Annotated in this window: 21 protein-coding genes, 1 pseudogene and 1 riboswitch; of the genes and pseudogenes, 12 read left to right on the forward strand and 10 right to left on the reverse strand. The window is 67.3% G+C overall.

The window, feature by feature from the left end; genetic code table 11:
• Positions 1-141: 141 nt before the first annotated feature.
• The 5 genes and pseudogenes from ABCR83_RS16220 (at position 142) to ABCR83_RS16240 (ending at position 6,015) form a co-directional block, all read left to right on the forward strand.
• Complete coding sequence (locus ABCR83_RS16220; RefSeq protein WP_462695717.1) at positions 142-1,587, forward strand: DEAD/DEAH box helicase; 1,446 nt, start codon at positions 142-144, stop codon at positions 1,585-1,587.
• A gap of 90 nt (positions 1,588-1,677) precedes the next feature.
• A pseudogene (locus ABCR83_RS16225) lies at positions 1,678-2,010 on the forward strand (SpoIIE family protein phosphatase).
• 180 nt (positions 2,011-2,190) lie between these two features.
• Positions 2,191-2,336: riboswitch (cyclic di-AMP (ydaO/yuaA leader) on the forward strand.
• Positions 2,337-2,347: 11 nt separating this feature from the next.
• Positions 2,348-3,409 (forward strand): M23 family metallopeptidase, encoded by a 1,062-nt coding sequence (locus ABCR83_RS16230; protein WP_462695718.1) that lies wholly within the window; start codon positions 2,348-2,350, stop codon positions 3,407-3,409.
• Positions 3,410-3,522: 113 nt separating this feature from the next.
• Entirely contained in the window at positions 3,523-5,010 is a 1,488-nt protein-coding gene (locus ABCR83_RS16235) for an MFS transporter (protein ID WP_462695719.1), read from the forward strand.
• 60 nt (positions 5,011-5,070) lie between these two features.
• Entirely contained in the window at positions 5,071-6,015 is a 945-nt protein-coding gene (locus ABCR83_RS16240; protein WP_462695720.1) for an aldo/keto reductase, read from the forward strand.
• A 61-nt stretch (positions 6,016-6,076) separates the two neighbouring features.
• Here the strand turns inward: ABCR83_RS16240 and ABCR83_RS16245 are convergent, their stop codons facing one another.
• The gene (locus tag ABCR83_RS16245; protein WP_462695721.1) at positions 6,077-6,385 is read right to left on the reverse strand and encodes a hypothetical protein; all 309 of its coding nucleotides are present in this window, start codon (positions 6,383-6,385) and stop codon (positions 6,077-6,079) included.
• A 222-nt stretch (positions 6,386-6,607) separates the two neighbouring features.
• Here ABCR83_RS16245 and ABCR83_RS16250 point away from each other — a divergent pair, with 222 nt between their 5' ends.
• The gene (locus tag ABCR83_RS16250) at positions 6,608-7,081 is read left to right on the forward strand and encodes a MarR family transcriptional regulator (RefSeq protein WP_462695722.1); all 474 of its coding nucleotides are present in this window, start codon (positions 6,608-6,610) and stop codon (positions 7,079-7,081) included.
• Between the two features lie 7 nt (positions 7,082-7,088).
• On the opposite strand, the gene ABCR83_RS16255 is transcribed toward ABCR83_RS16250, so the two are convergent.
• Positions 7,089-7,583, reverse strand: a complete 495-nt coding sequence (locus ABCR83_RS16255) for a nuclear transport factor 2 family protein (RefSeq protein WP_462695723.1) — start codon at positions 7,581-7,583, stop codon at positions 7,089-7,091.
• A gap of 87 nt (positions 7,584-7,670) precedes the next feature.
• Between ABCR83_RS16255 and ABCR83_RS16260 the strand changes: the two genes are divergently transcribed.
• Entirely contained in the window at positions 7,671-8,468 is a 798-nt protein-coding gene (locus tag ABCR83_RS16260) for an alpha/beta fold hydrolase (RefSeq protein WP_462695724.1), read from the forward strand.
• A gap of 27 nt (positions 8,469-8,495) precedes the next feature.
• On the opposite strand, the gene ABCR83_RS16265 is transcribed toward ABCR83_RS16260, so the two are convergent.
• Together ABCR83_RS16265 and ABCR83_RS16270 are read right to left on the reverse strand one after the other, a co-directional pair.
• Positions 8,496-9,713 carry an FAD-dependent oxidoreductase gene (locus ABCR83_RS16265; protein ID WP_462695725.1) on the reverse strand — a complete coding sequence of 406 codons (1,218 nt, stop codon included), beginning with the start codon at positions 9,711-9,713 and terminating at the stop codon, positions 8,496-8,498.
• Between the two features lie 53 nt (positions 9,714-9,766).
• On the reverse strand, positions 9,767-10,183 hold the full coding sequence (locus ABCR83_RS16270) for a hypothetical protein (protein WP_462695726.1): 417 nt from the start codon (positions 10,181-10,183) through the stop codon (positions 9,767-9,769).
• Between the two features lie 135 nt (positions 10,184-10,318).
• Here ABCR83_RS16270 and ABCR83_RS16275 point away from each other — a divergent pair, with 135 nt between their 5' ends.
• Entirely contained in the window at positions 10,319-10,822 is a 504-nt protein-coding gene (locus tag ABCR83_RS16275) for a MarR family winged helix-turn-helix transcriptional regulator (RefSeq protein WP_462695727.1), read from the forward strand.
• A gap of 60 nt (positions 10,823-10,882) precedes the next feature.
• On the opposite strand, the gene ABCR83_RS16280 is transcribed toward ABCR83_RS16275, so the two are convergent.
• Entirely contained in the window at positions 10,883-11,653 is a 771-nt protein-coding gene (locus tag ABCR83_RS16280; RefSeq protein WP_462695728.1) for an SDR family oxidoreductase, read from the reverse strand.
• Between the two features lie 391 nt (positions 11,654-12,044).
• Here ABCR83_RS16280 and ABCR83_RS16285 point away from each other — a divergent pair, with 391 nt between their 5' ends.
• Together ABCR83_RS16285 and ABCR83_RS16290 are read left to right on the forward strand one after the other, a co-directional pair.
• Entirely contained in the window at positions 12,045-12,458 is a 414-nt protein-coding gene (locus ABCR83_RS16285) for a cytidine/deoxycytidylate deaminase family protein (RefSeq protein WP_462695729.1), read from the forward strand.
• A gap of 97 nt (positions 12,459-12,555) precedes the next feature.
• Complete coding sequence (locus tag ABCR83_RS16290) at positions 12,556-12,930, forward strand: VOC family protein (RefSeq protein ID WP_462695730.1); 375 nt, start codon at positions 12,556-12,558, stop codon at positions 12,928-12,930.
• Between the two features lie 60 nt (positions 12,931-12,990).
• Here the strand turns inward: ABCR83_RS16290 and ABCR83_RS16295 are convergent, their stop codons facing one another.
• A complete protein-coding gene (locus ABCR83_RS16295) occupies positions 12,991-13,428 on the reverse strand; it encodes an ATP-binding protein (protein WP_462695731.1) in 438 nt (145 codons plus the stop codon).
• A 244-nt stretch (positions 13,429-13,672) separates the two neighbouring features.
• On the opposite strand from ABCR83_RS16295, the gene ABCR83_RS16300 reads away from it, so the two are divergent.
• The gene (locus ABCR83_RS16300; protein ID WP_462695732.1) at positions 13,673-14,518 is read left to right on the forward strand and encodes a helix-turn-helix domain-containing protein; all 846 of its coding nucleotides are present in this window, start codon (positions 13,673-13,675) and stop codon (positions 14,516-14,518) included.
• 11 nt (positions 14,519-14,529) lie between these two features.
• A complete protein-coding gene (locus ABCR83_RS16305) occupies positions 14,530-14,730 on the forward strand; it encodes a DUF397 domain-containing protein (RefSeq protein ID WP_462695733.1) in 201 nt (66 codons plus the stop codon).
• A gap of 190 nt (positions 14,731-14,920) precedes the next feature.
• Here ABCR83_RS16305 and ABCR83_RS16310 read toward each other — a convergent pair whose 3' ends face one another.
• The 4 genes from ABCR83_RS16310 to ABCR83_RS16325 are packed head-to-tail and all read right to left on the reverse strand — an operon-like array spanning position 14,921 to position 22,684.
• Positions 14,921-16,021 (reverse strand): DEAD/DEAH box helicase, encoded by a 1,101-nt coding sequence (locus ABCR83_RS16310; RefSeq protein WP_462695734.1) that lies wholly within the window; start codon positions 16,019-16,021, stop codon positions 14,921-14,923.
• Positions 16,018-17,943, reverse strand: coding sequence for a DrmB family protein (gene drmB, locus ABCR83_RS16315; RefSeq protein WP_462695735.1), 1,926 nt, complete (start codon positions 17,941-17,943; stop codon positions 16,018-16,020). Before drmB ends, ABCR83_RS16310 begins: the two co-directional genes overlap by 4 nt.
• Positions 17,916-21,074, reverse strand: coding sequence for a helicase-related protein (locus ABCR83_RS16320; protein WP_462695736.1), 3,159 nt, complete (start codon positions 21,072-21,074; stop codon positions 17,916-17,918). Before ABCR83_RS16320 ends, drmB begins: the two co-directional genes overlap by 28 nt.
• On the reverse strand, positions 21,071-22,684 hold the full coding sequence (locus tag ABCR83_RS16325; RefSeq protein ID WP_462695737.1) for a nuclease-related domain-containing DEAD/DEAH box helicase: 1,614 nt from the start codon (positions 22,682-22,684) through the stop codon (positions 21,071-21,073). Before ABCR83_RS16325 ends, ABCR83_RS16320 begins: the two co-directional genes overlap by 4 nt.
• Between the last annotated feature and the right edge of the window lie 72 nt (positions 22,685-22,756).

The raw sequence follows: 22,756 nt of genomic DNA on the forward strand, positions 1-22,756 counted from the left end.
GCGGCCTCGCGGCCGCACCGGCAATGGGGCGCGCACCTGAGGTGCGTGCCCCATTGCTGCCCCCGCACTGCGCGCCCAGGCTCACCCGGATCGTCGGAGCCTCCCCATCGGGCGTGCCACCCCTTGAGGGAAGGTCCCCGAATGACTCGCTCCACCCGTCCCACCCGTCCCACCCGCTCCCGTGGCGCCCAGCCGTCGGGCCGCCGTCCCGCACCCGTCCAGGGTGAGTTCGAGACGCCCGTCGCCACCACCCCTGCCCTTCCGCCGACCGACTCCTTCGCCGCGCTGGACATGCCGGACGCCCTGCTGGCCACCCTGACCCGGGAGGGCGTCACCGAGCCCTTCCCGATCCAGGCCGCGACCCTGCCCAACTCGCTGGCCGGCCGGGACGTCCTCGGCCGCGGCCGCACCGGCTCCGGCAAGACCCTGGCCTTCGGCCTGGCGCTGCTCGCCCGCACCGCGGGCCGCCGCGCGGAGCCCCGGCGGCCGCTCGCGCTGGTCCTGGTCCCCACCCGGGAGCTGGCCCAGCAGGTCACCGACTCGCTCACCCCGTACGCGACCGGGGTGCGGCTGCGCATGACCACCGTGGTCGGCGGCATGTCCATCGGCCGCCAGGCCAACGCGCTCGCCCGGGGCGCGGAGGTGCTGGTCGCCACGCCCGGCCGGCTCGCCGACCTCATCCAGCGCGGCGACTGCGCGCTCGGCGACGTGGCGATCACCGTCCTCGACGAGGCCGACCAGATGGCCGACATGGGCTTCCTGCCGCAGGTCACCCGGCTGCTGGACCAGGTCGCCCCGAAGGGCCAGCGGATGCTGTTCTCGGCGACCCTGGACCGCAACGTCGACCGCCTGGTGCGCCGCTTCCTCACCGACCCGGTGACCCACTCGGTGGACGCGTCCGTCGGCGCGGTCGCCACCATGGACCACCACCTGATCCATGTCATGGACGACAGCTCCAAGCGGGCCGCGGTGACCCGGATCGCGGCCCGCGAGGGACGCGTGATCATGTTCGTCGACACCAAGCGCGGCGCGGACCGGCTGGCCAAGCGGCTGCTGTCGGAGGGCGTCCGGGCCGCCGCACTGCACGGCGGCAAGAGCCAGCCGCAGCGCAACCGCACCCTGGAGCAGTTCCGCACCGATCAGGTCACCGCACTCATCGCGACCAATGTCGCGGCGCGCGGGATCCATATCGACGGCCTCGACCTGGTGGTCAACATCGACCCGCCGGTGGACCACAAGGACTACCTGCACCGTGGTGGCCGCACCGCCCGCGCGGGCGAGTCCGGCACGGTCGTCACGCTCGTACTCCCCGAGCAGCGGCGGGAGATGACCCGGATGATGGCCACGGCGAAGATCACCCCCAATGTCGCCCGGGTCAAGCCGGAGGACGCGGAGCTCGCCCGCATCACGGGCGCGCGCGAGCCGAGCGGGGTGCCGGTGGTCATCGCCCCGCCCGCGCCCCGCCCCGCCCCGGCGGCCACCCGCACCCGGACGTCCGCCAACGGCCCGTCGCGCGGCCGGGGTTCGAGCGGCAGGCGCCCCCGGCCCCGTCGGCGGTCCGCGGCCCCCAGCCCGTCCGCCGACTAGGAGTGTCCGGATGGGCCGGCACCGGCCCATCGGGACACCCCCGGGGCCACCGTCCTGCGCCTGGCCAACCGAGGCCATCCGCCACCCCTGTTGCTCCACCCGGACGGCTCCGCCGGCGAGGCGCGGCCGTGCTCGCCCGCGCCGCCGCTCGGCCTGGGGGAGTTGGGGGAGCGGCCGGACCAGGTGGAGGAATGAGACTTCCCGCCGGGGACCACCCTGCTCCTCTGCGCCGACGGGGTCACCGAGGCCCGGGACGCCCGGGGTGTCTTCTACCAGCCCCAGGAACGGCTGGGCGGGCGGCAGTTCAAGAGTCCGGACACGCTCCTCGACCGCCTGACGGCGGACGTCGCCCTCATGCGGGCGGTCGGACGGCGGATGACATGGCCGTGTTGGCGATCCGGCGCGGCGACGGTCCGCACTTGATCAAAAGGTAGCCGGGGCCGAAAAGCGGCCGGCGAGCACCTGATGGGCAATCAAGCGGAATCGTTCCAAGGACTTGCCAAGTGGCCGATGGATTCACGCTTTCGGCTTGGAATCCACCCTGCCTGTCTATTAACGTTCGATAACGTAGTGCGGTCGTCAACCGTCGCAAGAGACGGCACCGCATTGCCGTCGCCGAATCCCGCCACACGACACGCAAGGGAACCGGGGAACCACCAACCCTGGGGTGCATCGGGCCGTCCGGCCCGTAGGAGACCTTCCTGCTCCGAACCCGTCAGCTAACCCGGTAGGCGAGAAGGAAGGAAAGGAGAGCGCCTCCGTGGCGTCCAACAGGTCTATCTCCGTTGACAGTTCACCTGACAGTTCATCTGATGCGCCCTACCGGGGTGAGCCGTGGGGTGAGGGCGACCCCGAGGCGGACGCCGAGGGGCCCTCGGTTCGCGGCAGGCACCGGGTTCCCAAGCAGCGCGGCGGCTCGATGGCCCGCAGCGGCGCGGTGCTCGGCGTCGGGATGATCGCGGCGGTCGGCGCGGGCGGCCTGGCGAGTGCCCAGGAACGCCCGGCGGCGGCGATATCCGTGCCGGACCCGACCGGAGAGTCCCCTTCCGACGACGCCGACGACGCGGCCGCCCCCGCCGAGGAGGCCGTCCAGGACGCTCAGGATGCCCGGGACGCCGGGGAGGCGCTGCGCGCCCGCATCCTCCAACAGGCCGAGTTCCAGCGGACATCCGCCCTGGACGCCACCGATGCCGCCGACGCCGCCGGGCACCGGGCGCAGGAGCGGGCGGCGGCGGACGCCCGGCGGATGGCGGCCGCCGCGCAGACCGCGGCACAGCAGGCCGCCACGCAGCAGGCCGCCCACCCGGCCAAGCCGAAGCCCCACCACCCGCACCCCACCACCCAGCCCAAGCAGCACGCGACGCATTCGACACACTCGACGCACTCGACGCACTCGACAAAGAGTTCGAGCAAGCAGCATCACCACGGCAGGTACACCCTCCCCGTCGCCTCCTACACCCTCACCGCCGGCTTCGGCCAGTCGGGACACCGCTGGGTGCACCGCCACACCGGCGAGGACTTCGCCGCCCCGACCGGCACCCCGGTCCGGGCCGTGGGCGGCGGCCGGGTCACCCACGCCGGGTGGGCGGGCGCCTATGGCTACCGCATAGTGCTGCGCCTGGACGACGGCACCGAACTGTGGTTCTGCCACCTGTCGTCGATGGTCGTCACCTCCGGCAAGGTCGCCGCCGGCACCGTCATCGGCCGCGTCGGGGCCACCGGCAATGTCACGGGCCCGCACCTGCACCTGGAGGTCCGACCGGGTGGCGGCCACCCGATCGATCCACTGCCCTGGCTGCGAGCGCGGGGGCTCCGCCCGTAGTACGCGGGAGGGCGGGGGCTCGCGGCGCCAACCGCGCGCCGCGCCCTCCGCCCGCACCCCCATTCCGGAAATTTGCCGCGAATGTTCCGAGCGCGATCGGGAACTCAGACAATGTGACGACCGCGACCATCAGCACCTCCGTGCCCGCGCGCCTGGACCGGCTGCCGTGGTCACGCTGGCATTGGACCGTGGTGATCGGGCTCGGCACGGTCTGGATCCTGGACGGCCTGGAAGTCACGGTGGTCGGCAACATCGCCGGCCGCCTCTCCGAGCGGGGCAGCGGTCTGGTCATCACCGGCGCCCAGGTCACCGGCCTGGCGGCGGCGCTCTATGTCGCGGGCGCCTGCACGGGCGCCCTCTTCTTCGGCAGGCTGACCGACCGCTTCGGCCGCAAGCGGCTCTTCATGGTCACCCTCGCCGTCTATCTGAGTGCCACCGCGCTGACCGCGCTCTCGTTCTCCTCCTGGTGGTTCTTCGCCTTCCGCTTCCTCACCGGCTTCGGCATCGGCGGCGAGTACGCGGCCATCAACTCGGCCGTCGACGAGCTGATCCCGGCCCGCTACCGGGGCCGGGTCGACCTGATCATCAACGGCAGCTTCTGGATCGGCGCCATCGCGGGTTCGCTGCTGTCGATACTCCTGCTCGACACCGCCATCTTTCCGGAGAACCTCGGCTGGCGGCTGACCTTCGGGCTGGGCGTGATCCTCGGGCTGGTCATCCTGCTGGTGCGCCGCCAGGTGCCGGAGAGCCCGCGCTGGCTCTTCATCCACGGCCGGGACGAGGAGGCCGAAGAGCTGGTCGACCAGATCGAGGAGCGCATCGAGGCCGAGAAGGGCACCGCCCTGCCGCCCGCCCAGGGCAGGATCACCATCCGCCAGCGCAAGAGCACCGGCTTCCGCGACATCGCCCGTACCGTCTTCACCGACTACCGGCGGCGGGCGGTCCTGGGGCTCGCCCTCTTCATCGGCCAGGCGTTCCTCTACAACGCGATCACCTTTGGCTTCGGGGAGATCCTGCACAAGTTCTACGGTGTCTCGACCTCCCACACCGGCTACTTCTTCGCGGTCATAGCGGTGGGCAACTTCCTCGGCCCCCTCTTTCTCGGAAAGTTGTTCGACACGGTGGGCCGGCGCATCATGATCTCCTCGACCTTCCTGCTGTCGGGCGTCCTGCTGTTTGTGACCGCCGGGCTCTTCGGCGGGCACCATCTGAACGCCACCACCCTGACCGCCTGCTGGGCCGTGGTCCTCTTCTTCGCCTCGGCCGGCGCGAGCAGCGCGTACCTCACGGTCTCCGAGGTGTTCCCCACCGAGACCCGGGCCATGGCCATTGCCTTCTTCTACGCCATCGGCACGGCGGCGGGCGGGATCAGCGGTCCGCTGCTCTTCTCCGACCTGACCAGCAGCGGCGTCGTCGGCGACACGGTCCTGGCCTTCCAGATCGGCGCCACCCTGATGTGCCTGGCCGGAGTGGTCGCCGCCTTCCTGGCCGTCCGGGCCGAGGGCCGCTCCCTGGAGGACATCGCCGCACCACTGTCCGTCCACCCGGACCCACTGCCCGCCCCGGCCCCGATCCCGCCCTCCAGCCCGTCCGGTGTGTGAGGGCGGCGCGACGCCGATATCGACTGGCGGCTCCGGCGTACGCGATCAACCATGGGAGCCATGACCGACAAGTACCGCAAGATCGGCGCCCTGTCCGTCCACCCGCTCGCCCTCGGCGGCAATGTCTTCGGCTGGACCGCCGACGAACCGCAGTCCTTCGCCGTCCTCGACGCCTATGCGGAAGCCGGCGGCAACTTCATAGACACCGCGGACGTCTACGCCGCCTGGGTCCCCGGCAATTCCGGCGGCGAGTCCGAGACCGTCATCGGCAACTGGTGCGCGGCCCGCGGCAATCGCGCCGAGGTCGTCATCGCCACCAAGGTCGGAGCGGGCTTCCCGGAGAAGCGCGGCCTGTCCGCCCAGGCCATCCGAACCGGGCTCGAGGACTCCCTGCGCCGCCTGCGCACCGACTACATCGACCTCTACTACACCCACTACGACGACCCGTCGGTGCCGGTCGAGGAGTACATCGCCACCCTCGACACCCTGGTGAAGGAGGGCAAGGTCCGCGAGATCGGCGCCTCCAATGTCCCGGCCGAACGCCTCGCCCGGGCCCTGGAGTTCTCCGACTCCGCGGGCCTCGCCAAGTACGTCGCCATCCAGCCCCACTACAACCTGGTGTCCCGCGACACCTATGAGGGCGAGCTCGCCGCCGTCGCCGCCCGGCACGGCCTCGCCGCCGTCCCGTACTGGGCCCTGGCCTCGGGCTTCCTCACCGGCAAGTACCGCCCGGGCACGGCCGTGGACAGCGCCCGCGCCGAGGGCGCGGGCAAATACCTGGAGACGGACCGCGGCCGCCGGGTGCTGCAGGCGCTCGACGAGGTGGCCGCCGCACACTCCGCGGAGCTCGCCACCGTCGCCCTGGCCTGGCTCGCCGCACAGCCCACGGTGGCCACCCCGCTCGCCAGCGCGCGCACGGTGGAACAGCTGCCGCCGCTGCTCGCGGTGGCCGGCCTCGAGCTGACCGGCGCCGAACTGACGCGCCTCACCGAGGCGTCGGAGTAACGACCGGGTCGTACGCGGACCGATGGGTACGTCCGTCCGCGTACGCACCCACCGGCACGGGTCAGGCCTTGCGCTCCACGGCCCACGAGGCGAGCGCGACCGTACCGGCCACGGCGAACACCGACGGCCAGGGGCCCAGCTTCTTGGCCAACGGGTGCGACCCGGCGAACGCCGCCACATACAGCCCGGTCAGCGCCGCCGCCCTCCCGGTCCCCGCCTTCGCCGCCCACTGCCGCGCCGCCACCGTCCCGGCGGCCGCCAGCGCCACCCCGCCCAGCGGCCGCCTCTTGGTCCACCGCGCCACGCCATATCCGCCGACGAGCCCGCCGGCGGCCACCATGGATGCCGGAATCTCCGTCACTTTCGCCATTGCAGCAACCTCCGCATCAAGAGACACGCTGTCTCCGAGGCTACTGAGGCTAACGCGACCGCCCGCGCGGCGCGGGCGCCCCCAACGCCCCCGTCGGTGCGAGGAGTTCACCCGCCGACCCGGGGAGCCAAGCCCGGGACCCCGCCTTCACGCTAGACTCACTCGACCATCGATCCTCTCGACTACCGACATAATCGACATCTGCGGCCTGGAGGCGACACCATGAACGACCGGGACCCCGCGCTCCGGCTGGTGCATCTGCTGCGAGCGATCATGATGGAGCTCGACATCTTCGGCGCCGAGTTCGCCGACGACAACGGCCTGCATCCCACCGACGTACGCGCCCTGATCAACCTCCTGGACGCCGGCCGGGCCGGCATCGAGGCCACCCCCGGCTGGCTCGGCCGGGAACTCGGCCTGAACTCGGCCTCCACCACCGCCCTGGTCGACCGGCTGGAGCGGCTCCGCCTGGTCCGCCGGGAGCGTGACACCATCGACCGGCGCCGAGTGCTGCTGACCGTCGAGGACCGGGCGATCGACATGGGCTGGGCGTACTTCAAGCCGCTGGTCGATGAAATGCTGGACGCCATGGGCGCCTTCGACGACGCCGAGCTGGCGACCGTACGCCGCTTCCTGCTGAGCATGAGCGATGTGGTCACCGCGGGGCGGGAAGCCCGCCGGGGGGACGCCCGGTAGGCCCGTGCTACCCGGCGTTCGCCACAATCGGCGGCTCCCCCTTGACCCATGCGATGTTCAACACCATCCGCCGCATCCGCCACCCCGCCCCGGTCCGGACGAACTCGGCCTCGGCATAACCGCCGGAGACGAACACCCGGTCCCCGCCGCCCTCCTTGCGCTGGTGCGTGCTCAGCTGGTTCCAGCGCACGGAAGCGCGGTCGCCCCCCGGTAGGTCGACCATGACATTGGACCCGAAGTGCACGGTCCGCACAAAGGGCGCCATGCCCCAGCGAGTTGAGCTGAGCTGTGCCTCGGCCCCTTCGAACTCCCCGACCGGCGTCCTGCTCGATGCGTCCTCGGTGAAGAAGGAGCGGGCCCAGCCGTCATCGCTCTCGAACCGTCGCTCGTCGAGTGAGCGGAGGTAGTCATTGACGAGGTGCTCGATGTCGGCCCGATCGGTGAGCGCACGAAGCCGCTCGTCCGTCTGCCACGATTGCTGTTGCCGCTGCTGTGAGGTCATGCGAACAGCATGAAACGTCAAGTAATATTGAGGTCAAGCCCTTGACCCGCCAACCTGCCACCCACCACCTCGCAGAGGACGACCCAAGTGCCGCACGCCAAAAGCACCGACGGAACCCGCATCGCCTACCAGCCCCGGGGGAACGGCGGCACCCCGCTCGTCCTGCTGGCGGGCCAGGCGAACACCCACCACTGGTGGGACCACATCCGCGACGACTTCCACCCCGCCCACCGCACCATCACGCTCGACTACCGGGGCACCGGCGACAGCGACAAGCCCGACGAGCCCCACAGCACCGAAGGCTTCGCCCAGGACGTGATCGCGGTGCTCGACGACCTCGGCATCGACCGGGCCCATGTCTACGGCACCTCCATGGGCGGACGAGTCGCCCAGTGCCTCGCCGCCCACCACCCGCACCGAGTCCGTGCCCTGGTGCTCGGCTGCACCTCGCCCGGCGGCCGGCACGGCATCGAACGCGACGACTCCATACGCAGATCACTGGCCCGGCCCGGCCCCGAGTCCAGGCAAGCCCTGCTGGCCCTGATGTACACCCCCGCCTGGTCGGCCACCCACCCCGGCCCCCATCACACCCTCGGCGACCCCGCCATGCCGCCCCACTCCCGCCGCCACCACCTGATCGCCAGCAACCAACACGACGGCTGGGACCTCCTGCCCCGCATCCAGGCCCCCACCCTGGTCCTGCACGGCACCGACGACCACCTCAACCCCACCGCGAACGCACCCCTGCTGGCCGGCCGAATCCCGGGCGCCAGACTGGAGTTGATCCCCGGGGCCCGGCATGCCTACTTCGAGGAGTTCCGCGCGGTGGCGAGCCCGCTCGTCCTGGACTTCCTCCGGGAGCACGACGGCAACGGCCCGGGCTGACGGTCAGTGCCCACGTACACACGCGGTTTACGCTGCGGTGACGGGGGTGTCCCAGTCGATGTGGTGGTTGAACAGCCAGTCCACCGAACTCATGGCGCCGGGGCGGGCCATGCGTTTCATCACCACCGGCAGGATGGCGTCACGGATGGCGCGGCCGACGGGGCCGACCTGTTTGGAGTCGGAGCCGCGATTGCCGTAGGCGACCACCTTCTGGACCCGCTCGCGTCGCAGCAGCTCATAGGCCGCGAACGCCCGGGGTGTGGTGGGCAGATCGCGCAGGCACTTGGCCAGGGTGACGGCGTCCTCGCAGGCCATGGACGCACCCTGGCCGGAGGAAGGCGCCACTGCATGGGCGGCGTCCCCGACGATGACCATCGGGCCGCGATGCCATACCGGCACGGTGGGCAGGTCGTACTGGTTGAAGACCTTGAACGGCTCGCTGGCGGCCACGATCTTGGCGGCCGGTGAGTTGTCGCCCTTGTACAGACCGAGCAGCTTTGCCCGCCATTGATCCGGTGTGGTGGCCTTCAGTTCCTCACGGGAGATCTCCTCCTTGCGGGGCGGGTTGCCAAACCACCACACCTGCCCATCGGGGGCGATCGTGTAGCCGAAGAAGCACTTCTTGCCGAAGACCATGTGGTAAGCGCCGGGCTTTCCCTGGACTCCGTCGACCCGCGCGAAGCCGCCGGTGTTGCCCAGCCCGGTGTAGCGCGGGCCGGGGGCGGCTGCGTCGATGAGCTTGCGGACGACCGAGTGGATGCCGTCGGCACCGATCAGCAGGTCGGCTGCGACGGTGGTGCCGTCGGAGAAGACGGCGAGCACCCCGCCCGACGGTGCGGGGGTGGCATCGACGAGACGCTTGCCGTGCAGGGTGCGGATCCCGCGGCGGGCGGCCTCGTCCGTGACTGCGTTGTACAGGTCGGAGCGCAGCAGGGTGCGGGTGACGGTGCCGTCCGGCAGCGCCTTGCCGTTGGGGACCGTGGCCAGGTGCTTGCCGGTTCCCGAGGCGAACTCGATCTTCCCGGTGGCGAAGCCGTGGGCCGTCACCGTGTGTTCGGCGCCGATGGCGCGCAGCGCGGCGATGCCGTTGACGGCGACCGTCAGGTAGACACCGTGGGAAAGGCCCGCGCTGTGCTCGTGGGCTTCGTAGATCGTGGCGTCGATGCCCGCGCGCTGCAGGGCCATGGCGGTGACCGGGCCGGCAATGCCGCTTCCGATCACCAGGGCGGTGCGAGTGGTGCTCATGGGAGGTCCAACTCCTTACGCAGGATGCGGGAGGCGTTTGCCGGAACGGGGTGTCACGCGACGCCGAGAGCGTTGGTGATCTTGCCGATCATGTCGGCCTGGGCGAGGTTGACGCCCCCGCGGGTGGAGGCGGCGGCCTGCTGCACCGCGGTGGTCACCACCCGCCGGAACTCGTCGGTTTCGGCTGGGGCCTTGGCGGCCAGGGCGGTCACGGTGCTCCTCAGCGCGGCCAGGACCTCATCGGCGATGTCGGCGGTGGTCTTCCCGCCGATGTCGAACTTGTCCTTGCCCGCCAGGATCCGGCCGACGATGCCGGTCGCTCCGGTGAGCACCTTGGCGCCGACGATGTTCTCCTTCGCCGAGGACCAGGCGCCCGGGTAGGCGAGGGACACCAGGGTCACGGCACCGTAGGCGGCCTTCTTCAGGGCGGTCTGCTCGTCGCTGGTCAGCGGGATGTATGTCTCGGACATGGTGGTACCTGCCTCGTGCTGGATGCGGGTGAGTGGGTACGCGCGCGGCTATCACGCTCGTCTTCCAAGCTGCTCGACACCGAGGTATCTTGATTGCCGAGCGACTGAAACTAGTTTGGAAGGGGAGTAACTCGAATGTCAAGCGATTCTCCGCCGGTCATCAGGAAACTCGGCAGGGCGATCAGCAGCTACCAGGCAGCCGTGGACGACTTCGACCGGGAAGTGGCACGGCTGATGGGGGTCAACGAAACCGATCTGCGCTGCTTGGAGATCCTTCTGAACGAGGTCGAGGAGGCGGCTCCGAGCCTGCTGGCCGCCAGACTCGGGCTGACCACCGGCAGCACCACCACGATGCTCGACCGGCTGGAGAAGGCCGGTTGCCTCACTCGCTCCCCCCACCCCACCGACCGGCGCAAAACGATCGTGCGCGCCACCCCGGAGGCCGCCCGGCGCGCGTATGAGCTGATCGGCCCGCTCATCGACGAGGGCAACCAGGACCTTTTGACCCGCTACAGCGTCGAGCAGATCGAGTTGATCACCGAATTCCTCGGCCGCACCGGCGAGTTGCAGGAGCGCCACATCCGGCGCCTACGTGCCCTCCCCACACCCGCCGGGAGCCGGACCCGGGCCCGCAGCTGACCTCGGGGCACCCATGACCCTCCCGCCCCGCCGCCCTCGGCCCGGCCCATACGACACCCCTCACCCGGGCAGGGCGGCCAGATACTCCGCGAACGTGCCCCGTCCGGCACCGGGTTCCGTCGTCAACAGGCCCCCCTCACGCATGGCTCGCCCCGCCTTGCCCGGCAGCCTCAGCCGCAGCATGGGACGGCGGTGGCCGTCCGTCTCCAGACACGCACGCACCAGCTCGGCGAACGGCCTGACCTGCGGACCGCCCAAGTCGGCCACCCGGCCCGCGGGTTCGCCCACGGCGAGTCCGGCCAGCCGGGCGGCGACCTCCCCGACGGCGACCGGCTGCACCGGCATGCCCGCCGGGACGACCGCCAGCGGACCCCTGCCGAGCTTGCGCGCCAGGTCGTGGACGAACTCATGGAACTGGGTGGCCCGCAAATTGCTGAAGGGCAGCCCCGACTCCTCGATGAGCTCCTCGACACCGACCTTGGCCCGGTAGTAGCGGTTGGCCACCCGGTCGGCACCCACGATGGAGACATTGACCAAATGGGGGGTGCCCGCACGGCGGGCAGCCTCAAGGAGCCGGGCCGTACCGTCGATGTCCTCGCGCGGCGCACGCGGGTTGCTCGCGCAGTGGACGACCACGGCTTCCCCCGCCAGCGCCCGGTCCAGGCCGGTGCCGTCCAGCAGATCGCCCGTCACCCAATCGACCCCGGCCGGGGCGTGCTCCGGACGCGGCCGGCGACTCAGCACGCGCACCCCGCGGCCGTCGTCGAGCAGCTGCCGGACGACGGCCCGGCCCAGCGTGCCCGTACCACCGGTGACCAGGATCGGCTTCATCACAGGCTCCTCTCCTCGGGGGATCTCACACAGCGTGGACACCACGGCCGTCACGGATGTGACATCCGGCTCCGGAAGGTGGCACGGCTCACCCGAGGTGCTCGCCCCAGCCGGGCGGCTGGTCTTTCGGCCCAGGAGCCGCGGCAGCGGCCGCATACCCTGCCCAGCGCTCGGCGTCCACTCGCCGACATGCCACACCGCCATGGGCGGCGCATCATGGGGTCAGTGCCCTGCGCGATGCCCGCGCCGGTGTTCGCGCCGGTGTTCGCGTTCACCCGGCCTACTGCGCGCCGACCGTGTGCCGACTGCGTCCAGCAGTGAAGCTACCGTTGGGACATGACCGGCCGGCTCGGCCGGCGACACCACCCGCCACCAATGCACGCGGAGAAAGATGACCTCGCAAGCCCACCACATGGATCACGAGCTCATCCAGGCCGCGACCCATGTCGCACGGACTCGCTGCCAGGGCGACAACCACACCATGGCCGCCGCGGCCCGCACCCGGGACGGCCGCATCATCACCGGGGTGAACGTCTACCACTTCACCGGAGGCCCCTGCGCCGAACTGGTCACCATCGGTGCGGCAGCCACCGAGGGCGCCTACGACCTGGACACGATCGTCGCGGTGGGAGACCGCGAACGCGGGGTCGTCCCCCCATGCGGCCGGTGCCGCCAGGTCCTTCTCGACTACTTCCCCGCCATCAACGTCATCGTCGGCGCGGAGGACAACCTCCGGACCGTCCCCATAACCGACTTGCTCGCCGAGAGCTACGTATGGGCGGACCACCAATCCGACGCCGAGTGAGCTGCGTTGCCCGACACCCGACCACCCGAACTCCTGCCACCGAGGTGGCTGATTTACGTCGGCCGACGTTCAAGGCCCCAGCCCTAGGGTGAAGCGCATGGCATCCCTCGTACGACACATCACCATCGACTGCACCGACGCCCACCGCCTGGCCTCCTTCTGGGCCAGGGCCCTTGACGGCTCCCTCGCCCCCGACGACAACCCGGGCGACCCGGAGGCGACGGTCACATCTGCGGGCGCGGCCCTGCTGTTCATCACCGTGCCCGAGCCCAAGGGCCCAAAGAACCGCGTGCACTTGGACCTCCAGCCCCAGGACCGCACCCGCGACGATGAGGTGGCACGCCTGCTCGGCCTGGGTGCGACGCTGGTGGCCGACCACCGCCGCGCTGATGGAACAGGGTGGGCAACGCTGGCCGACCTCGAGGGGAACGAATTCTGCGTGGAGCGGAGCGCGGCCGAGCGGGCGGGGTGACCGGCATCCTTGTCGGCCGGGCACACTGCCCGCGACGAACGGTCTCTTTGGTCAACTTGGTCAACCGCCGCTGCGCAGTTCGAACCACAGGCTCTTGCCGATCACATTCAGTCCGTCCCAGACCAGGTTCAGGCCGGATGCGGAGGTCAGGGTTCTGAGGAGCATGAGCCCACGTCCGCTTTCGGCGTCGTCACTCGCGAAGCGGAGGTGTGGACGTCGCGCGGGGTTGTCGTCGCGTACGGCGATGAGCACATGATCCCCGTGGTCGGTCACCTGGACGGCGACGGTGGTGGCGCGCGCGTGCTGCACGACATTGGCGACCACGTCGGAGACGCAGACGCGGGCGTCGTCGATGAGGTTGAGGTGATCGGTGGCGATGAGTACGGCCGTGACGAACTCCCTGGCCACCCGGACGGTGGCGGGGGCTGCGGGGGCGAGGAGTTGGTAGGGGTGAGTGGCCTCGTGCAGTTCGCTGATGCCGAGGGTTGCGGCGCTCATGGGGCGGCTCCTGGGGCGATGTTGGGCTTGGGCGTCACTGCCGTCCGTGGCCTGGCCATCTCCTCACTGCCTGCAACTGGCAGGCAGATGGCTGCACTTCGGGTCTTCCCGGCGGTGCTGACGCGGTGATGGCAGGACCATAGGGGTATACATCCCCCGGGGCAAGGTTCCCGCAGAGCTTTACGCAGCGAGTGGACCGGTGGGACGGACGAGCGGCAGACTCTGAGTCACACGAGGAGGTGACATGCCACCGAGGGACATCCCCACGGCTCGACAGGCCCGACTGGGAGCCGAGTTGCGAAAGCTGCGCGAGGGGGCGGGTAAAACGGCGCGTGCGGCGGGCGAACTACTCGGGACGGACCAAGCCAAGATCAGCATGATCGAGGCGGGTCGGCGCGGAATCAGCGAGGACCGCATTCGCAAACTCGCGACCTTCTACTCGTGCGAAGACGCCGCACTCATCGATGCGTTGTGTGCGATTGCGCGTGAACACCGTGGGCAGTACTGGTGGGATGAGTATCGAGGCGTATTGTCTCCTGCATTCTTGGACGTTGCGGAGCTGGAGTACCATGCGGCGTACGTTCGTACGGTCCAGATGCTCGTAGTGCCAGGCGTATTCCAGACCTGTGACTATGCCCGTGCCATCTTTGGCAACAGCGTTCCGCCGGATGAAGTCGAAGCGCGAGTGAACTTTCGGACTCGACGACGCCAGATCTTTGAAAGAGGCGAGTCAACTTCCTACAAGGCAATCATCCATGAGGCTGCCCTACGGATGCGCTATGGAGGTCGGCACGTAGCGAAGGCCCAGTTGGAGAGCTTGCTGGAAGTGACCGACTGGCCGTCAGTCACCCTGTGTGTGATTCCCTTCGAGGTCGAAGAGATCACGGGCCATGCCCAGTCCGTGTTCTATGCAGGCAGCAGAGTCCCGAAGTTGGACACCGTCCACATCGATACGCCCTTCGGAGGCGGGTTTCTGGACGCCGAGTCTCGACTTGATCAATATCGAGATCTCATTGACGTCATTGAGGGCGTGGCGTTGGATCCCATCAAGTCAAGAGACTTCATCTGTCAAGTTGCGCGCGAAATGTGAGACTCATCAGCATGACCACACGTTACAGATGGCAGAAATCTACATTCTCGAGCAGTGGCGCTGAGTGCCTTGAGATAGCCGGAGTTGAGTCTGATGGTCTTGCGATACGTGAAAGTGATGCACCGAGTGTTGTCCTCGGTACGAGTCGCGTCAAGTTGGAGGCGCTGCTTGGAAAAGTCAGGGCAGGTTCCCTTGGCGACCTGAACGATTGAACACCATGGAGCGATGCGCATAGCGCCTCATGCCGTCCGAGGCTTACGAGCGCAGAGCCGGATGACCTTGCAAAAAACCCCGTTGACCAGGAACTCATCCAAGCCGCGACCCATGTCGCAAGGACTCGCTGACGGGGCGACAACCACACCATGGCCGCCGCGGTCCGAGCCCAACGACTGCACTGCAGGATCAACCGGTGTGTCGGGCCAGCAAGGATTTCGGGATACTCGACAAGATGGCGGGCTCTTGGGGGCCGCGGTGAGCGAAGTGCAGATCCTCGCGGGCACGAGTGCACAGCACGAAGAAGCGAAGACGTGCCTCAACACTGGTCGGATCCTCTGTGTATGCGTCCAGGTCCGGCACGAAGACGCTGTCGAACTCCAAGCCCTTCATGCTGACCGTGCTCACAAGCCGGATGGGCCGCGTTGAGAAGTCGACAATGTTTCGGTAGCGATCGTCGTGCACATAGGCCTGCGTGTACTTTGCGAGCTTGAGGTTCGTGAGTTCGCTCTGGATGTTCCGCAGCAACTGGGTCGACCTGCAGATGATTCCGATACTCCGCTCTGGATGCGCGTTGAAGTATTGGGAAATTCCAGCGAGGAAAAACTCCAGAGAGGGAACTTTCAGGACAGTGGGCGTATGGCCGACGCGTGTCGGCAAGGGAGCCTCACCCCTGGCCTCCATACGAAACTCGTTCGCCAGCATCGAGATCTGCCGATTGCTTCGATGGTTCTCGCGGAGCACGATCGGGTCGGACCGCGTGCCGAGGGCTCGACATATCTCGGACACGGTGCTCTGATCGTTGTCGATCCGCTGGTTCTCGTCTGCGCATACGGTGACGTCAACGCCGAGGATTCGGCATAACTGATAGAAGCCTACTGGCAGGTTCTGACCCTCGTCGATCACCAGATGTGCAGTTGACTCGACCCTTTGGAGGATGCACGCCCGCTGCATCTCGATCCAGTCGTAGCACCAGCCTTCTTCGTCGACCTGCGGCGGACCGGTCCGAAAATTCCGGCGCCAGAAATCCCTGATCCACCGATGGTAGGTGGTGACGTTGAGAGCTTCCGTCAGGTGCGGTGCCATTTGTGCGAGGTACTGGTGCATCAGATTGGAGCGCGTGAAGAGGGTGGCATGGCGACCAATGGTCGCCAGTGCCCAGGCTCGGTAGACGGCCATCACGGTCTTTCCGGCGCCAGGTTCTCCGGTGATGACGTGACTTCCGTGGAACGGAAGATCGATGACAGCCTGCTGCTCGATCTCGAGGTCGAGGAGGGAAGGGATCTTCATGGCAGATCGACGGCACCGGCCGACTCCTCGAGCGCAGCCTGGACTACTCCCCTGAAGAATCCCGGGACCTCGCCGTCACCGATCAACAGTGTCCTGTCCAACAAGGAGTTGTCGATCTCGCAGCATGTCTCGGGAAGGAGCGTGCACGCGTGGCAGGCGGCACGGTTGAGGTTTGCCAGAGACCTACCGGTCGAGTCGGCGCACAGAGGGTCCTGTGAGCACCACAGTGCCGATTCGAGCAGCCGGATCAAAGTCTCCGCAAGGTTTGGTGGTTGCCCCTGGCGAACGAGTCCACCCAGTGTCCCTTCTGCATCCCCGGCAGCTGTGTAGATGAACACGCCGGCCTGGGGCGGAAGATCTCTGTCCGGGTAGTGACTTCGGGCATAAACGCGTTCCCGTAGTGAGGCTGCATTGTAACCACAGTCGTACGAGAGTTGGCGGATGAAGTGGTGGGCCAAGGTGTGCAGCATCACGAATCGTGGGAGGAGCGTCGAACCCGTTTTCCCGCTGAGGCGGTCGGCCTTGAAAGAAGCGTCCATATTACGCTCGATGCGTCGTGTCCATTCGTGTACCGACGGAAATTTCTCCCACGCTCTCAGACGTTCCTCGTCCACCGCGATGAAGATTCCCTCGCCGTATGTCTCTATAGCGGGCAGCCATCCGGTCCGACCCTGTTTGTTGACCGAAACGACACGGCCGCCTTCATCCTCTTCGTCGTCGCCTGAGCCGGGCTCGTATCGGGTGAATCCTTCGAGCGCGCGTACCTCGCGCACCCGGTCCGCGATGACGATACCCGAAATGCGGGCAGCCAGCCGATGCATGGACTCAGGGGCGTCATGGCGGATCCCGAGATAGGTCCGACGCACGGAGAACGTCTTTGAATTGGCCACGGAGCCTGAGTCGGAAAAGGCCGCCCACTCGGCGATGCTGAGGTCGTCGTCCGAGTCGGCCGTGGACGGCATTGATGCAGCTTCGTCTGTATGGCGACGTCGCAGATTTTCCACGAACTCTTCAGAGGCCTTGCACTGATCGGCGATCATGGATCTGAGGACATCGGAACTCGGGCCGCCGTCCGCACTGTTGAAGTATGGCCACAAATGGTGGTCGACGACCTTCTGGGACATTTCGTCGTCCTCGGAAATTCCCGCAGGTGCGGGGATGTCGAGTGCCGAGTGCGTGATCGGGAAATACACGTTGGAGGCGCCGCGCTGTACTGCATGTGAAGTTTCCTCGCAGGGATCCGCCTCTTCGGTCTCGGGCTGCCAGGGGTGGGTTCCGGGACACCGCATGCCTGTCTGTTTGAGGATGTTCTTCTGGCTGATGCCCGCCAGGCTGCGTCCGGCTCGGCAGACGGCACAGACGACGCGCAGGGCTTCCAACCCGGAGGATTCAGGGCTGGCGACGAACCGAAGCCGCCGGGCCTGGCATTGCCGCTGATCATGTCCTTCGCTCTTGGAATGGGCCCATAGATGCCAGTTGATGTCCGCCATATGGCCTGCCCTGCATACCCGGATGAAGCGCATCGGGGCCAGTTGAGGCCTTCCCGGGCAACGCGCGCAGGTCGGTTGCTTGTCCCGTACCTCATGATCCGGGTCCCATAGCCGCATTTCTCTGCACTGAGGGCAGAAAAGCCATTTGGGGAATCGTACGTACGAGGGTCCGATGCGGGTCGCGTATGCAGCCTTTCCGGACGGGATGACAGGAGCTGAGCGGAACCCAGCAACCCTCAACTTTGCTGCAAGCCTTGGCGATTCCACCGGCTCGGCACTCGCCCCCCAACCCCGGGTATCGGCGGCTACGAATGATTCGCCTCGGAGATCGATGATCCCGCCGACGCCGAAGGGGACGATGGTCTGTGCTCTGCGGACTTTGCGGCGGATGTCCTTCACTGCTCTCACGTTCCTTTCACGTGGACGAGGCACTCACGGTCGACGTTGCGCATCGATTGGGGCGTCTCCCACAGGCCGCCTTGGTTGCCGAAGTCGGTGAGGAGCGCAAAGTACTTCCGTCCTTGAGGCTGGTAGTAGAGAGGGGTGCCGTCGGCACGTGCGGTCGCGGCCTCCTGTTGCCAGGCTGCGATCAGCGAGTCCAACTGTTTGGTCGCGGCTTCGACCTCGTCCGGATCGGCCCGCCGCACGTGAGCCACCACGAGGTCACGGATCCGGGCGACTTCGGCCGTGTGATCGAGGATGTCCCTGGCCTTGTTCTCCGCGTTCAGGCCGATTCCATGTCGGACCAGGATGGTGAGCACGGCGTGCAGGGCTCGGTTGCGAGAGGGCATGGACCATGGTGTGACGCTGGTTGGTTCGACGTGCCGATAGAGCGAGCGGTGGTAGACACCGAACGACTCGTAATGGGACCGGTCGCGCGGTTTGGTCGAGCGGAACAGCGTGACGATCAACCCCGGTACATGCCGACGGCCGACGCGGCTGGTGGCCTGGATGTATTCCGATGTCGTCTTGGGCTGCCCGTTCATGAGCATGAAGCCGAGCCGCGGGACGTCGACACCCACGGAGAGCATGTTGGTCGTGGCGAGGAAGGAGACGCTGTCGCGTTCCTTGAAGTTCTTGCCCAGGCGTTCGAGGAGTCGTGGTTGGGCTGTGCGTGGGATGTTGCTGGTGAGTTCGACCACCGAGTCGTCGTTCAGCTTGCGCCGCAGGTTGTCGTCCTTCGTCAGATGCTCGAGCCGCGCGGGGATGTCGTCTCTCGCGATCGTGACGGTTCGCCCGAGTTCCCGCAGGCTGTTGTGATATGCGACCACAGTCCAGTACGCGTCGCGGAGGGCGTCGTCATCACTGATTTCCTTCGGGGCCTGCAAAGCGGCGGCACCCACGTGAACGGTCGAGGTCGAGGCGGTGTGTCCCTGTGCCATGACGCCCACGTACAGGCGTCCAGGCTTGTCCTTGTCGGGAGAGGCGAAGTAGGAGTGACCGGCTTTGATCCCCGCGGGGGGAAAGAGCTGTGCGGGGCGACCGTAGAGGCTGCAGATCTGGTCCTGTGAGCGTCGGATTGTCGCCGTCGATGCGATGACCTTCGGTGAGGTGCCGCCCCAGGCGCACAGCTCGAGGATGGCCGATTCGTACAGGCCGACCGTTGTTCCCAATGGGCCGGCCAGCAGGTGCAACTCGTCCTGAATCACCAGCGAGGGCGCACGCTTGCCGTTTCTGCCGAAGAGGTTCCCGGCCTCAGGCTCCCACGCCAGCCGTGCGAATTTGTCCACGGTGCCGAGCACGAAGGTCGGGGGTTCTTTGTAGATCTGTTCGTCCACGACGGACACCGGAAGCCACTCGTGGAAGACACAGGTGTCGCGCGGACAGAAGAACGAGGTGGTGACGCCGTCCGCCCGGATGCCGAAGTCCCGGTCCTTCCCATGTCGTTTCGGGACGATCTCGGTGCCGCACCAAGGGCAGCGCTCAAGCAGGAAGCGATCATCGGGTTCGTTCATCTGCTTCAGGACGCCGAGCTCATCCTGCGCCATGGAGATCTTGTTCGGTGTGGTTTCCTGGCCCACCCAGAGTCCGATGGAGATGGGCTCCTGTCCCAGATCGTGGGGTATCGGCCCGTCGTGTCCCTTCCTGATGTACTCCAGGGCACAGATGGCCGTCGCCGTGCGCTGGAACTGCTGTGTGGTGAGCAGACTCAGCGTGTATCGGCTCAAGACGGCCGTGCCGCCCCCGGCCGCACCGAACTGCAGCCGGCGCCAAAGGATCTCGAAGGAGGCGGTGAGGAGGTATGCCTCCGTCTTTCCTCCTCCTGTGGGGAACCAGATGAGGTCGACCGTCTTACGGTCCTCGTGCTCGGGGTTCATCAGGCCCTCGACCACGAGCAGGAAGTACGCGAGTTGGAACGGATGCCACGCGTAGTCACCATCAGGCTCGGACAGTTCGAGTGTTTCGCTGTTCCTGCGGCGGCGGCTGCCCGCCAGTTCCGGGCGGCTGTGGAGCATCTGGAGCGCCATGGCTCGATTGGCCAGGCGAAAGGCCTCACGTGCCTTGGCTCCCGAGGGGGTTGATGCGATGAGGGCTTCCACCCCCGACGTCATGCGGTCGAGTGCGGTCTTGATGCGGCTGAGGATGCATGCGGCGGGTTTCGCGGCCCATTGTCGCAAGGACTTCGCCTCGGACTGCTGGGCTTCGAACCACTTGCGATAGCCCAGGACGAAGGAATTCAGTCCGGCCCTGAGGCCGTCAACGTCGAGTTCGGGGCGGGAAAGGTACGCAAGGTTGAGTACGGGCAGATCCTTGGGCCCGTCGGGTTTGATGCGCTCGACCACCTGCTGAGGCATGACCTGTGCTCGCACGGTGGTGACCTGGTCGGATTCGTCGTCCCACTCGACGGCACATCCGTGTCCCACGGCTCTGGTCACGATGTGCCGGTACTGAACGCGGAGTTCCTGCTCCTCCTCGTCGCGGCTGTTGAGACGAGTGCTCGGATATTCGAGGATCGTGCCTCCGAGTGTCGTCGCCTGAAGTTCGGCCTGGAAGAGCATCAGATCGCGGTCCTTGTGCGTGCTCTCCTCCTCGTCGTGCGCGTTCGCCAGTACGCACGTGACGAGATGTCCGGCGCCAAAAGGCCGCCACCGGACATGGAGACGACCGTGACCATCCAGAACGGTGATCGGATTCGCCGGTTCCACAGTGACGGTCTTCGTTGTGGAGAGCCGCGGTTGCCTTTGCCAGCTGCGACGCCCGCCATCGCGGGATGTCAGGTAGCGGGATGCCTCACAAGTCACCTCAAGTTCACGAGCGTTGGTGAAGAAGGAGAAGCCGAGCGATGAAGGAAGCCATGCGTTCGCCTCGGCCACCGGATCGTCGGCAAAACTGTCCTCCTCGCCGTTTCCAGCCGCTGTCTCGGTGAAATCCTGTTCGCCGTCCTCCTGCGAATGCTTCAGCAAGGAAGCTCCGCGCGGGTACAACGTGCCCATCAGGTAGCGCCGGTCAGGCGGGTCGACGAGCGTCTCGTCCTCGGCGCCAGCCGGGCCGACCAACTGTTGACGGAGGTACCTCACGAAATCAACGCGGTGACCGGAGAGCCGTGATCGGGAGTCGTTCACCGGAGACCCTCCCGCGTCAGTACGGCCATACTCAGGTCCTTCAGCTTCTGGTGGGTGCCGGGACGACAAGCCACCCACAGTTGTGCGCGGGCCCTGGTCCAAGCGACGTAGAGCGCGTCGAGACGGCCCGAGAGGTGCTCGGGTTCGAGGTCTATCAGACAGACGACATGGTTCTCGTGGCCCTTGAAGTCGGAGACGGACGACCAGGTGAGACGGTGCTTCGTGCGGTCGGTCCCGACTACATCGACGAACCGCTCGATCTTCGGGGCTCGCTGCGACAGACGGGCCGAGCTCGTTTCCCGGTCCCCGGTAGCGGACAGCAGAGTGATGTCCCGCAGCGAGACATCCTCCCGCACGAGTTGGTTCACGTAGGCGTCAACAGCGTTGGCCTCCTCCTGCGCGTCGTGCACGTCGACGAAACGGACCGGCTCACCCTCACCTGCGGAGGCGATGCCCAGGTTGGCGCCCGTGTAGAGGCGGACCTGGTTGACGATCGGCACAGTGTTGCGGCAGTTGCGCTTCAAAGGCCCGTACGGGAAGCCCAGAGAATGCAGATACTCCCAGGCGCCCGGATCGTAGGCCTCCTGGGCCAGTACCTGATTGTTCTGGTCGAGCATGAAGATCCATCGACCTTCGCCGAGACCACCCGAGACCAGCTTCTCCAGGGTGTCGAGACTCGCAAAGGTCATCAGGTCCTGGGCCTCGTCGACGATCAGTTGGTCGAAGGTGCGGTCTCGAACCTCGTCCAGGCGGTCGAACGGCAGGACTGTGATCGCGTCGCCGGTGAGAATCCGGGCCATATGGGCAGCCAGCGTCGTGCTCGCACATGTGAACAGAACTCTGCCGGTGGCGGACTTGCGGCGAGCCGCCTCGGCGGCGAGGAACGTCTTACCTGTTCCTGCGCCACCGGTCCAGATGAGGCGTGGGTGGGACTCCAGCTCATCGAGTCTGTCCATCTGCTCCTTGGTGAGTCGTTCGAAGGTGACATCCAGGTGCGCCAGCCGAGACTGCAGATTGGGTACGAGGTCGAAATCGGGGCGGATGGCCTCGAGCATCTGCTTGCGCAGGGAGGCGGAAACGGGGGTGCGGGCCCATCCGTTCTGCGACAGCCAGAAACGAGTGGCTCGTTCGATGCCCTGCGCAAGACCGCGTCCGCCGTCGTACGCAGTGGCGCCCAGGTACTGCTGGCGCTCGTACTCGGTCATGCGTGGGATGTCGACGTCCGTGGTGATCACGAGGTATCCACCAGGGACGCCGTGATCTCTCAAGTTGCCGACCAGGGCACCGATCTCCCGTTCGAACTCGTGCATGCCACCGTTGACCTGCGCGAAAGGGCTCTCCTTCGGGCCGTCCTCGCGGCCGGGCGGGCCGTAGTACCACTTCCCGTCGCGTTGACTGACCCGACCACCCTTGACCTCGATGAAGAGCAGGATGTCGGGCATGATGACGACGAAGTCGATCTCGCCGACACGCTTCTTGTGGTGCTTGGGGAGATGAACCGTGTGCAGCGCGACGCTCTGGTCATCGGGGATCGCCTTGAGCGCCGCGAACACGCTGCGCTCGGCCTGGCTCTTGGTGCTGCTCGAGATCTCGCTCGGAATGATCCGCATCAACTCTCCCCATGGTCACGCCAACACCTCTCTAAGGTACCGAGCGACGGGCCGTCAGGACGCGGGCCTTGT

Source organism: Streptomyces xingningensis, assembly GCF_054957865.1.